13 protein-coding genes and 1 pseudogene are annotated in these 11,849 nt (G+C 65.8%); 11 read left to right on the forward strand and 3 right to left on the reverse strand.

Annotated elements, in window-relative coordinates; genetic code table 11:
• A pseudogene (locus FNJ47_RS39245) lies at positions 1–348 on the forward strand (GntP family permease); the annotation flags it as partial.
• A gap of 26 nt (positions 349–374) precedes the next feature.
• On the opposite strand, the gene phnF reads toward FNJ47_RS39245, so the two are convergent.
• Positions 375–1,100 carry a phosphonate metabolism transcriptional regulator PhnF gene (phnF, locus tag FNJ47_RS39250; RefSeq protein WP_163161259.1) on the reverse strand — a complete coding sequence of 242 codons (726 nt, stop codon included), beginning with the start codon at positions 1,098–1,100 and terminating at the stop codon, positions 375–377.
• A gap of 115 nt (positions 1,101–1,215) precedes the next feature.
• Between phnF and phnG the strand changes: the two genes are divergently transcribed.
• Genes phnG through FNJ47_RS39295 form a run of 9 tightly spaced genes read left to right on the forward strand, consistent with a single transcriptional unit; the run spans position 1,216 to position 8,168 of the window.
• Positions 1,216–1,677, forward strand: coding sequence for a phosphonate C-P lyase system protein PhnG (phnG, locus tag FNJ47_RS39255; RefSeq protein WP_163161261.1), 462 nt, complete (start codon positions 1,216–1,218; stop codon positions 1,675–1,677).
• 4 nt (positions 1,678–1,681) lie between these two features.
• On the forward strand, positions 1,682–2,290 hold the full coding sequence (gene phnH / locus FNJ47_RS39260; RefSeq protein WP_163161263.1) for a phosphonate C-P lyase system protein PhnH: 609 nt from the start codon (positions 1,682–1,684) through the stop codon (positions 2,288–2,290).
• 3 nt (positions 2,291–2,293) lie between these two features.
• A complete protein-coding gene (locus FNJ47_RS39265; protein WP_163161265.1) occupies positions 2,294–3,397 on the forward strand; it encodes a carbon-phosphorus lyase complex subunit in 1,104 nt (367 codons plus the stop codon).
• Positions 3,394–4,278 (forward strand): alpha-D-ribose 1-methylphosphonate 5-phosphate C-P-lyase PhnJ, encoded by an 885-nt coding sequence (locus FNJ47_RS39270; protein WP_163161267.1) that lies wholly within the window; start codon positions 3,394–3,396, stop codon positions 4,276–4,278. The genes FNJ47_RS39265 and FNJ47_RS39270 overlap by 4 nt, the downstream gene beginning before the upstream one ends.
• Entirely contained in the window at positions 4,271–5,068 is a 798-nt protein-coding gene (gene phnK, locus FNJ47_RS39275) for a phosphonate C-P lyase system protein PhnK (protein WP_163161269.1), read from the forward strand. Before FNJ47_RS39270 ends, phnK begins: the two co-directional genes overlap by 8 nt.
• Before the next feature lie 8 nt (positions 5,069–5,076).
• A complete protein-coding gene (gene phnL, locus FNJ47_RS39280) occupies positions 5,077–5,775 on the forward strand; it encodes a phosphonate C-P lyase system protein PhnL (protein WP_163161271.1) in 699 nt (232 codons plus the stop codon).
• Positions 5,776–5,788: 13 nt separating this feature from the next.
• A complete protein-coding gene (locus FNJ47_RS39285) occupies positions 5,789–6,943 on the forward strand; it encodes an alpha-D-ribose 1-methylphosphonate 5-triphosphate diphosphatase (RefSeq protein WP_163161272.1) in 1,155 nt (384 codons plus the stop codon).
• Positions 6,940–7,530, forward strand: a complete 591-nt coding sequence (gene phnN, locus FNJ47_RS39290) for a phosphonate metabolism protein/1,5-bisphosphokinase (PRPP-forming) PhnN (RefSeq protein ID WP_163161274.1) — start codon at positions 6,940–6,942, stop codon at positions 7,528–7,530. The genes FNJ47_RS39285 and phnN overlap by 4 nt, the downstream gene beginning before the upstream one ends.
• A 26-nt stretch (positions 7,531–7,556) precedes the next feature.
• Positions 7,557–8,168 carry a pyridoxamine 5'-phosphate oxidase family protein gene (locus FNJ47_RS39295; RefSeq protein ID WP_163161277.1) on the forward strand — a complete coding sequence of 204 codons (612 nt, stop codon included), beginning with the start codon at positions 7,557–7,559 and terminating at the stop codon, positions 8,166–8,168.
• A 2-nt stretch (positions 8,169–8,170) separates the two neighbouring features.
• Here FNJ47_RS39295 and FNJ47_RS39300 read toward each other — a convergent pair whose 3' ends face one another.
• Positions 8,171–9,895 (reverse strand): SulP family inorganic anion transporter, encoded by a 1,725-nt coding sequence (locus FNJ47_RS39300; protein ID WP_163161279.1) that lies wholly within the window; start codon positions 9,893–9,895, stop codon positions 8,171–8,173.
• A gap of 53 nt (positions 9,896–9,948) precedes the next feature.
• Positions 9,949–10,548 carry a TetR/AcrR family transcriptional regulator gene (locus FNJ47_RS39305; protein WP_163161283.1) on the reverse strand — a complete coding sequence of 200 codons (600 nt, stop codon included), beginning with the start codon at positions 10,546–10,548 and terminating at the stop codon, positions 9,949–9,951.
• A 204-nt stretch (positions 10,549–10,752) separates the two neighbouring features.
• On the opposite strand from FNJ47_RS39305, the gene FNJ47_RS39310 reads away from it, so the two are divergent.
• Positions 10,753–11,849: efflux RND transporter periplasmic adaptor subunit (locus FNJ47_RS39310; protein WP_163161281.1), on the forward strand; the 1,097-nt coding region annotated here is incomplete at its 3' end.

An 11,849-nucleotide genomic window follows, 5' to 3' on the forward strand; every position in this document is an offset into this window, starting at 1 on the left:
ATCTCCGGCGGTCCGCTCGTTTCTCTCGCCATCGCGACCAATCTACTTGCCGCTTTGACCGGCTCGGCCTCAGGCGGATTGACCATTGCGCTCGATGCCCTTGGTGACACCTACCTGCAAATTGCGCGGACGGCCCACATCGACCCGGCGCTGATGCACCGCATTGCCGTGATCGGCTCCGGGACCCTCGACAGTCTGCCGCACAACGGCGCCGTCGTGACGCTGCTTGCGGTCTGCGGCTCGACCCATCGCAAGAGCTACTTCGACATGGTGATGGCCAATATCGTTGGGCCGATCATCGCTTTGGTTGTCGTGATCGCTTTGGGTTCGGTGCTCGGATCCTTCTAGTTGGGGCATGCCGGGGCGCCGCCTCGTCAGCCGTTCTCGACCAGGAACTCCACGCGCTCGGCGGCGAAGCGCGAGCGCTTGGTCACCAGCGGCTGGTCCAGCATGTCGACGTCGGTTGCGTCGACCACCAGCACCGGCCGTCCCAGCGGCAGGTCGAGCCGCGCGGCGTCGGTGGCATCGGCGATCGCCGCGGTGATCCGGGTCGAGGCACGGTGGTAATCCTTCACGCCGTAATGGCCGAGCAGCTTCGTCATCGAATGGACGTTGGCGAACACATGGCCGGCGTCGGGAAATCGCTCGGCCGACAGCCACGTGGTCGAGACGCAGATCGGCGTCCGGTCGGCAAGACGCACCGCTTCGATCCGGATCAGCGGCGCACCGATCTTCAGGCCCAACTCACGTGCGATCTCGCGGTTGGCAATATCCTCGCCGGCCTCGATCAATTGGCCGCGCGGCTCGTGGCCGCCGGCGCCGACGATTTCCGAGAATCGCGTGCGTGAGCGCAAGGGATAGGCGAGGCGCTGGGCTTCGACATAAGTGCCGCTGCCGCGCTCGGCGCGCACCAGGCCGCGCTCGGCCAATGCAGCGAGCGCCCGCCGCACGGTGTGGCGATTGACCCGGTAAGTCTCGGCGATCTCCATCTCGCCGGGCAGCTTTTCGCCCGCGGCAAAGCGGCCGTCAGCGATGCCGCGTTCGATGCCGTCGGCGACCTGCCGCCACAAGGCGACGCCCGAACTTTCCTGCATGCTCATCGCGCGGTGATACCAGAAATCTTTGGTTTGTCACGAAACAGTCATGGCGCTCCGCTATCAAGTTGTCTAGTATCATAGACAACTTGATACAAGCAAGGTTGCCCGAAGGTTGCCGATGAATTCGACCGGACCAAACAGCAAACAGGCCCAGCGCAAGGCGGCGATGACGGTGCTGGCGCACTCCGCCGCTGCCGACATCGCAGGCCGCCTCGCTGCGATCACCCTGCCCAGCCATGAGAACCTGCGCGAGCCGGAGAACGGCCTCGTGATGATGCGCGGGCGGATCGGCGGCGACGGCGCGCCGTTCAATCTCGGCGAGGCGACGGTGTCGCGCTCGGCGGTGCGGCTTGCGACCGGCGAGGTCGGCTTCGGCTACACGCTCGGCCGCGATGCGGAGAAGGCGCAGATGATCGCGCTATGCGACGCGATGGTGCAGTCGGCGGAATTGTCCGGCGAGGTGGAAGCCAAGGTGATCGCGCCGCTGCGTGTCGCCATGAATGCCGAGCGCGCCCGCAAGGCCGCGGAGACCGCGGCGACGCGGGTCGATTTCTACACGATGGTGCGCGGTGAGGGGTGATGCAATGACGACGATTGCCGAAATGCCCGCGGGCTTCGCCGATAAGGTGCTGTCGGCGCAATCCACCTTCCGGTCAGTGATGGATGCGATCGCGCGCCCGGGCAGCGTGCAGCGCGTCGCCGCCGACGTCGGAACACCCGCCGGCATGATGCGCGGCGCGGCCGCGATCGCGCTGACGCTGTTCGATCACGACACGCCGATCTGGCTCGACGGTGCGATGTCGGCGACGCCGGATGTCGCCCGCTGGCTGAAGTTTCACGCCAGCGCGCCGGTGGTCGCGGATCCCTCGATCGCAAGCTTCGCGCTGATCGGCGATGCGGCGAACCTGCCCGCGCTGGAACGCTTCGCGTTCGGCAGCAGCGAATATCCTGATAGGTCGACCACGCTGATCCTGCAGGTCGACAGCCTGACGCAGGGCCCGGCCTTCGAGCTGAAGGGCCCCGGCATCGACGGCAGCGCGGTGTTGCAGGCGATGATCAAGCCGAGCGATCTGTTCCAGCGGCTGTCGATCAACGAGGCATTGTTTCCGCGCGGCATCGATGTCGTGCTGGTCCATGACGACAGCATTGTCGCGATCCCGCGCACCACGCGGCTGATCGCAAGTGGAGTGTGAGCGATGTATGTAGCCGTCAAGGGAGGCGAGCGCGCCATCGAGAACGCCCATCGTCTGCTCGCGCATGAGCGGCGCGGCGATCGCGATGTGCCCGAGGTGACGCTGGCGCAGATCTCCGAGCAGCTCGCGCTCGGAGTCGATCGCGTGATGACCGAAGGCTCGCTGTACGACCGTGAGCTTGCGGCGCTCGCGATCAAGCAGGCGCGCGGCGACATGATCGAGGCGATCTTCCTGGTTCGCGCCTTCCGCGCCACGCTGCCGCGGTTCGGCGCCACCGAGCCGGTCAATACCGGCGAGATGCAGGTGCGGCGGCGCATCTCCTCGACCTTCAAGGACGTTCCTGGCGGGCAGATCCTGGGGCCGACGTTCGATTACACCCATCGCCTGCTCGATCCGCAGCTGGCGGAAGGCTTCGTGCCGGAGCAGCCTGAGACCGCGGAAGCCTCGCAGGCGGCAACGCCGCGGGTCACCGACATTCTCGGTCGCGATGGCCTGATCGAATCATCGCCGCAGGCAGATAGCGACGCGCCGGTCGGCGACCTCACGCGCGAGCCGCTGAGCTTCCCGGCCGATCGCGATCTGCGGCTGCAAAATCTTGCGCGCGGCGACGAGGGCTTCCTGCTCGCACTCGGCTATTCGACGCAGCGCGGCTATGGCCGCAACCACCCCTTCGCCGGCGAGATCCGCTTCGGCGAGGTCGAGGTCGAGTTGTTCGCCGAGGACGTCGGCTTCGCCGTGCCGCTCGGCTCGATCGAGCTGACCGAGTGCCAGATGGTCAACCAGTTCAAGGGCTCGACCACCGAACCGCCATGCTTCACCCGCGGCTATGGCCTGGCCTTCGGCCAGAGCGAGCGCAAGACCATGTCGATGGCGCTGGTCGACCGCGCGCTGCGTGCGGGCGAGCTTGGCGAGGAGGTGGGAGCGCCGGCGCAGGACGAGGAGTTCGTGATGTCGCACTCCGACAATGTGCAGTCGACCGGCTTCGTCGAGCATCTCAAGCTGCCGCACTATGTCGACTTCCAGTCCGAGCTCGGCCTGCTGCGCAAGCTGCGGCAGGAATTCGCGGAAGCCAACCAGGCGGTCGAACTGCAGGAGGCCGCGGAATGAACGCGCCGACGTACAATTTCGCCTATCTCGACGAGCAGACCAAGCGCATGATCCGGCGCGCGATCCTGAAGGCTATCGCAATTCCCGGCTATCAGGTGCCGTTCGCGAGCCGCGAGATGCCGATGCCCTATGGCTGGGGCACCGGCGGCGTGCAGGTGACGGCGGCGATCCTCGGTCCCGACGACGTGCTGAAGGTGATCGACCAGGGTTCGGACGACACCACCAACGCGATCTCGATCCGCAAATTCTTCGGCAAGACCGCGGGTGTCGCGACCACGACCTCGACCACGGACGCGACCGTGATCCAGACCCGTCACCGCATTCCCGAGGCGTCGCTGCATGCCGGGCAGGTGCTGGTCTATCAGGTGCCGATCCCCGAGCCGCTGCGCTTCCTGGAGCCGCGCGAGACCGAGACGCGGCGGATGCACGCGCTCGCCGAATATGGCCTGATGCACGTCAAGCTCTACGAGGACATCGCGCGCTTCGGCCACATCGCGACTGCCTACGCCTATCCGGTGAAGGTGAACGCGCGCTACGTGATGGATCCGTCGCCGACACCGAAATTCGACAATCCGAAGATGGACAATTGCGCGGCGCTGCAGCTGTTCGGCGCCGGCCGAGAGAAGCGCATCTACGCGATCCCGCCCTACACCACGGTGGTCTCACTGGATTTCGAGGATCACCCGTTCACGCGCTACCGCTTCAACGCGCCCTGTGCGCTGTGCGGTGCCGATGATTCCTATCTCGACGAAATCGTCACCGACGACAAAGGCGGGCGGATGTTCGTCTGCTCCGATACCGACTTCTGCGAGCAGCGCCAGGCGGCCGGCCATCACGGCACCGAGAGCGCAGCGCCGCACAAGGAGAAGGCGCATGTCTGAGCTCTCCAGCCTCGACAACGATCAGCCGCTGCTGGTGGCCGAAGGGCTTGCCAAGAACTACGGCCGCCTCGCAGCCTGCCGCGACGTCTCGTTCGCGCTCTATCCCGGCGAGGTGCTGGCGATCGTCGGAGAATCCGGTTCGGGCAAGTCGACCTTGCTGCAACTGTTGTCGGCACAGCTCGCGCCGAGTGCGGGGCATGTGGCCTACCGAATGCGCGACGGCGTGCTGCGCGATCTGGCCGAGCTCGGCGAAGCCGAGCGGCGCTTTCTGTTTCGCACCGACTGGGGCTTTGTGCACCAGGACCCGGCGCAAGGCCTGCGCATGGGCGTGTCGGCCGGCGCTAATGTTGGCGAGCGGTTGATGGCTGTCGGCTGGAACCATTACGGCCGTATCCGCGACACCGCATCGACCTGGCTCGAGCGGGTCGAGATCGATGTCGGCCGCATCGACGACGCGCCGAAGACCTATTCCGGCGGCATGCGGCAGCGGCTGCAGATCGCGCGCAACCTCGTCACCGAGCCGCGGCTGGTGTTCATGGATGAGCCGACCGGCGGCCTCGACGTCTCGGTGCAGGCGCGCCTGCTCGACCTGATGCGCAATCTCGTCAGCGAGCTTGGGCTGGCCGCCATCGTCGTGACCCACGATCTCGCCGTCGCGCGCCTGCTGTCGCATCGCGTGATGGTGATGAAGGGCGGCCGCGTCATCGAGACCGGCCTCACCGACCAGGTGCTCGACGATCCCCGCGAGCCCTACACCCAGCTGCTCGTTTCCTCGATTCTGCCGCCATGAGCTTGCCAATGACCGCGATGATCGAACTTGCCAATGCCGAGAAGACCTTCACCATGCATCTGCAGGGTGGCGTCGAGCTGCCCGTGGTGCGCGGCGTCTCGTTCCACGCCGACCCGGGCGAATGCGTGGTGCTGTCGGGCCCGTCAGGCGCCGGCAAATCCTCGATCCTGAAGATGATCTTCGGCAATTACCGCTGCGACAGCGGCCGGATCGGTATCCGCCACCACGGCAAGGTCGTCGACCTCGCGACCGCCGAGCCGCGTCAGGTGCTGAGCATCCGCCGCTCGACCATCGGCTATGTCAGCCAGTTCCTGCGTGCCGTGCCGCGGGTGGCGACCATCGACGTCGTCGCCGAGCCGCTGATCGTCAACGGCGTGGCGCGCGAGGAGGCCCGCGAGCGCGCCGGCGGCCTGTTGCGCCGGCTCAACATTCCGGAGCGGCTGTGGACCCTGCCGCCCTCGACCTTCTCCGGCGGCGAGCAGCAGCGCGTCAACATCGCGCGCGGCTTCATTTCGGACCTGCCGATCCTGCTGCTCGATGAGCCGACCGCTTCGCTCGATGCGGCGAATCGCGCAGTGGTGGTCGAATTGATTGCGGAGAAAAAGACCAAGGGCGTCGCGATGGTCGCCATTGTCCATGACGACGAAATCCGTCATTTGATTGCCGACCGGATCGTCGACGTGACCTCGTTCGCCGCTGCTGCCTGAAGGACCGTTTGAAATGACTGCCAAGCAAGACACCATCGTCGGCAACGCCCGGCTGGTCCTCGCCGATCGCGTGATCGAGCAGGGCTGGGTCGCGATATCCGACGGCAAGATCGCCGAGTTCGGCGAGGGCAGGGCGCCCGGGGCCGCCGAGGATGCCGGCGGCGATCTGCTGATGCCTGGGCTGATCGAGCTGCACACCGACCATCTCGAGATGCACTACGTGCCGCGGCCGAAGGTATTCTGGAATCCGGTCGCGGCCGTGATCTCCTATGACGGGCAGCTCGCGACCTCGGGCATCACCACGGTGCTGGATTCGCTGCGGGTCTGGCGCGAGGACGGCGCCGAGGATGTCGACGGCCGTGCGGGCGTATTGGCGGCGGCGATCTCGGCGGCGCGCGAGGAGAACCTGCTGCGCGCCGATCACTTCCTGCATCTGCGCTGCGAGGTGCCGATGCCTGATGTCGTCGCGGAAGCCAAGGAGCTGATCGACCGGCCGGACGTGCGGCTGATGTCGCTGATGGACCATACGCCGGGCCAGCGCCAGTTCCGCGACGAGGTCAAGCTGCGCGACTACTACCGCGGCAAGGGCGGCGGCATGACCGACGCCCAGCTCGACGTGCTGTTCGCCCGGCGCTTCGCCTATCAGAAGGAATACGCCGCACCCAACATGCGTGCGATCGTCGCGCTGGCGCATGAGTACAAGATACCGCTGGCGAGCCACGACGACACCACCGAGGAAAACGTGGTCGACGCCATCAACGACAAGGTCGCGGTCGCGGAATTCCCGACCACGATGGAAGCCGCGCGCGGGCTGCACGCCGCCGGCATCGACATCCTGATGGGCGCGCCGAACGTGGTGCGCGGCGGCTCGCATTCCGGCAATATCGCGGCCGTCGATCTCGCCAATGAGGGCATGCTGGACATCCTGTCGTCGGACTACATCCCGTCGAGCCTGTTGATGGCGGCGCTGCAATTGCCGCGGCATGTGCCGGCGATTGATCTTGCTTCCGCCGTCCGCACCGTGACCAAGACGCCGGCCGAAGCGGTCGGTCTGTCGGATCGCGGCGAGATCGCGGTCGGCCGGCGCGCCGATCTGATCCGCGTGCACGTCGCGCGCGACCTGCCTGTCGTGCGCAGCGTCTGGCGCGAAGGGGGGAGGGTCGCGTGACCGAGGCGCTCGTCATCGCCGGGCAGCGTGCTGCGATCGGTCCCGGCAGGTTGATCCTGGTGGTCGGCCCGAGCGGCGCCGGCAAGGATACGCTGCTGGGGCTGGCGAAAGCGGCCTGCGCCGGTGACCGCGACGTCGTGTTTCCGCGCCGCCTGATCACCCGCCAGGCCTCGACGTCGGAGGATAATGAAGAGGTCAGCGCGGACGCTTTCCAGCACGCGGCTGCTGCCGGCGACTATGCGATGCATTGGGAAGCGCATGGTCATCGCTACGCATTGTCGCGGGCGATCGACGACGAGATCCGCTCCGGACGTGCGGTGATCGCGAATGTCTCGCGCACCGTGATCGCGGCAGCGCGACGCAATTATGCCAACGCGATCGTGGTGTCGATCACGGCGCCGCCGGATGTGCTGGCGGCGCGGCTGGCCGCGCGGGCGCGCAGCAGCGACGGCCTGCTCGCGCAGCGACTGGCTCGTACCGTCGAGAGCACGTCGACGCCTGATTTCACCATCGTCAATTCCGGCACCGCCGAATATCACGCGCGACAGCTTGTCCGCATCATCAAGGGCGAACGCTGGGACGAGTAGCCTCGCCACAAAGGAGAACAGCACGAATGTCGGTGATTTCCACGATCGAGCAGCTTGAGGCGATCTACGGCTTTCCGAACGATGCGTCGACCGTGAAGGTCGCCGATCATGTGACGCCGCTCTATCGTGTGCTCATCGAGAAGTCGCCATTCGTGTCGCTTGCGACCTCGGGCCCGGAGGGGCTCGATTGCTCGCCGCGCGGCGACCTGCCGGGCTTCGTGCGTATCCATGATCCGAAGACGCTGATGATGCCGGATCGCCGCGGCAACAATCGCTGCGATTCGCTGCGCAACATCGTGCGCGATCCCCGCGTCGGGCTGCTGTTCCTGATTCCGGGCTCGGGCAGCACGCTCCGCGTCAACGGCCGCGCCCATGTCACGGCCGAGCCGGAGCTGCTCGCCTCCTTCAGGATGGAGGGCAAGGCACCGCGCACCGTGATCGTGATGAATGTCGACGAAATCTACTTCCAGTGCGCCCGCGCGATCGTGCGTTCCGACCTCTGGAATCCGGACAAGCGGGTTGATCCCAAGACCCTGCCGACGCCGGGCCAGATCCTCGCCGAGATGAGCGAGCACACGGTCGGCGGCGAGAAATACGATCGCGAATGGCCGGAGCGCGCGCGACAGACGATGTGGTGAGATTAGGCTTCGGCCCGGTCTTCCCGGTCGTCCCAGGTCACGTCACCATTGATCTCGAGGTAGCGCGAAACGGCGCCGCCGATGGTCGGGAAGAAGTTGGTCTCGCCAAGCTGAGCTAACAGGCCGAATTTCCTCAGCTTGTCCTTGACGGGATCCTTGAGCTCGGCAAAGCACAGCTCGATTTTCTGTGCGTGCAGTGCCTCGTCCAGCTCGGCGAGAATGTCGCCGGCGGTCACGTCCACGCTGGTGACCGGCTCGGCCGCAACCACCAGCCAGCGCACCGGCGTCGGTGATTTTGCCACGGCGTCGAGCGCGCGTTCCTTGAAGAACTCGGCATTGGCAAAGAACAGCGGCGCATCCCACCGGAACAACACCAGCCCGGGGACCTGACGCGCGCCCGGATATCGCGTGATGTCGTGATAACCCTTCACGCCGGAGGCGCGACCGAGCACTGCGGAATGCGGCCGCCAGCCATCCCACAGGAATTCGACGATGGCGAGCACGATGGCGAGGCCTATTCCCGGGATCACGCCCAATACGGCCACGCCGACAAAGCAGACCATCGATAGCCAGAACTCCCACTGCTGAATGCGGTAGATCCGCATGAGGTCGCTGATCTCGAACAGGCCGAGCGCAGCGGCGATGACGACGGCGGCCAACGCGGCGTTGGGCAGGTGCTGGAGCAGGTTCGGCGCCATCAGCAGCAGGAAGGCGATGGCAAGCGCGCCGATGACGCTGGTCAATTGGGTGCGCGCGCCGGCAGCTTCAGCGACGGGCGTGCGCGAGCTGCTGCTGCTGATCGGAAATCCCTGAAAAAATCCAGCCGCCAGATTGGCCGCGCCGAGCCCCACCATCTCCTGGTTGGGATCGACGCGATCGCCCAATCTTGCCGCGTAGGACCGCGAGAGCACGCTGGTGTCGGCGAACGACACCAGCGCGACGGCGCATCCGCCGATCAGCACCTGCACGATGTCGCCATAGCCGGTCCAGGGAATGGCGAAACCCGGCAGGCCCTGGGGAAGCTGGCCCAGAATCTTGACGCCATAGCGCTCCCCGAGACCGAGCACACCGGTGACGACCGTCGCCGCAACAACGGCAATCAGAATGCTCGGCAACCGCTTGTTGCGGGCAAGCAGCAGGATCGCCGCCAACGTCGCAAGGCCGATCGCGAGCGTGACCCAATTTGTCTTTCCGTCAAGGATCGCGCCGACGATCGCCCAGAGGCTGCGCAGCGGTCCATCACCGTCGATAGAGAAGCCGAACAGCTTCGGCAGCTGGCTGATCAGAACGGTCAAGGCGATTCCGTTCATGTAGCCGTAGCGGATCGGCTTGGAGAGAAGCTCGGTCAGGAATCCCAACCGCGCGATGCCGGCCACGATGCATATCGTTCCGGAGACGATCGCCATCATGGCGGCCAAGGTCACCGCGCGCATGGGTTCGCCGCCCGACAGCGGAGCGACGACGCCAAGGATGACGGCTGCGAGCGCCGAGTCCGGTCCCAGGACGAGGATGCGGCTCGGCCCGAACAATGCGTAGGCGAGGAGCGGGAGGATCGTGGCGTAAAGTCCGTAGATACCGGGCAGGCCCGACGCTTCCGCATAGGCGATGCCGACCGGCACCAGCATGGTCGCGAGCACAAGCCCGGCGAAAATGTCATGTGGAAGCCAAGCCCCTTGATACCGACGGAGCGTGTTGAGACCTGGCAGCCAGCCGGTCCAATGATTCATCGCCGGTCACTCCCAACCCCGTTGGAGTTCGCATGCGCTTAACGTGAACCGCTTTATCCTTTCGTCTGCTCCTCGAAGGCCTTCAGCGACACCGCCGCGATCTCACGTAGCGTCTCGCGGGTCGCGCCTGAAGAGGCCATCACGCACATGCCTGACGTCACCGCGGAGAGATAGCGCGCAAGCGTGGCTGGATCGACGTTCTCGCCGAGGTCATGTTCGGCCTTGGCGCGGACAAAGCGTTCACGCAACTGGTCCTCGGTGCGGGTGCGACGCGCCGCCAGTTCAAACGGAACGTTCTCCGAGCCGGTGCCGCAGGCGAGGCCACCCTGGACCAGCAGACAGCCGGGCGGGTTGGCGGGGTCGGTCTGGGCGTCCGCGTGCTCCATCAGAAATCGTTCGGCCACCTCGTGCGCGGTCTGGGCATTGAGCACCTTGTCCATCCAGGCGTCGCGCTTTTCGGTGTAGCGATCCAGCGCGGCCTTCAGCAGGCCTTCCTTGCTGCCAAAGGCAGCGTAGAGGCTGGGAGGATTGATGCTCATCGCCTCGGTGAGCTGCGCGATCGTCGTGCCCTCGTAACCGTGGCGCCAGAACACGTCCATGGCCCGGTCCAAAGCGGCGTCCGCGTCGAAGGCGCGGGGGCGTCCCATTCCCATTTCTCGTTGCTCCGTAAGCCGGGTGCCGTTTCTTTGACGGATTGTCCCTAGCTTATCCTCTTGTTGCACGTGATGTTTTTCCGCGACTTCCCATTTCCCCATGAATGAGATAATAAATTCATAGTGCTCGATACATAAGTATCTTGCGAACCGACGTCCAGCTCCACATCTGTAGCGAACACTACAGATATCTGGAGCGCGTGAATGCCCTCGTCAACCCAAAATCCCCGTTCCGGCCGCTTCCGACGCGTCGTCGGCGGTGTCGTGATCCTTGGCGCCCTCGCGGTGGCCGGTTCAATTGCGACCGGCCATTATTTCCATGCCGCCCAGGCGACCGCGACCGCTGCCGCCGCGGAACCGGCGGTGCCGGTCACCGTGGCTGTGATCCAGCCACGCCCGACCACCCTGTTCGACGACTTCTCGGGCCGGCTCGAGGCGGTCGACCGCGTCCAGCTCCGGCCCCGGGTGGCCGGTGCGATCCTGTCGACCAACTTCACCGAGGGCGCGCTGGTGAAGTCCGGCGACATCCTGTTCAAGATCGATCCTGCGCCCTATTCGGCGGAAGTCGACCGAGCCCAGGCCCAGCTCGAGGCCGCCAAGGCCCGCGTCGTCTTCACCACGAGTGAGGTCGAGCGCGGCGCGCAGCTGGTCGGCAACAACATCGTCACCAAGCGCGATTTCGACCAGCGCGACAACGCCAATCGCGAGGCGATCGCCAACGTCAAGGCCGCCGAAGCCGCGCTGCAGACCGCAAAGCTCAATCTCGACTACACCGAGGTGCGCGCGCCGGTCGACGGCCGGGTCGGCAGGATCGAGGTCACGGTCGGCAATCTCGTCGCGGCAGGCACATCTTCGCCGGTCCTGACCTCGCTGGTCTCGGTCAATCCGATCTATGCGAGCTTCGATGCCGATGAGGAAGTGGTGCTGCGCGCGCTGAACTCGATCGCGGATGCGTCCGGCAAGCGCGGCAATCTCGATCAGATCCCGGTCGACATGGTCACATCAGGCGGCCTCAGCGCCAAGGGGCATATCCAGCTCATCGACAACCAGGTCAATGGCCAGAGCGGTACCATCCGCGTCCGCGCCGTGTTCGGGAACGATGACGGCCGGTTGATCCCCGGCCAGTTCGCCCGTGTGCGCATGGGCCAGCCCAAGCAGCAGACCCTGGTGCTAATCGATGAGCGTGCCGTCGGCACCGACCAGGACAAGAAGTTCGTCATGCTCGTCGGCGACGACAGCCGTGCGGTCTATCGCTCGGTCACGCTTGGCGGCGCGGTCGATGGCTTGCGGATCGTCACCGC

The organism is Bradyrhizobium uaiense (assembly GCF_010811875.1).
Taxonomy (GTDB): Bacteria; Pseudomonadota; Alphaproteobacteria; order Rhizobiales; family Xanthobacteraceae; genus Bradyrhizobium; species Bradyrhizobium uaiense.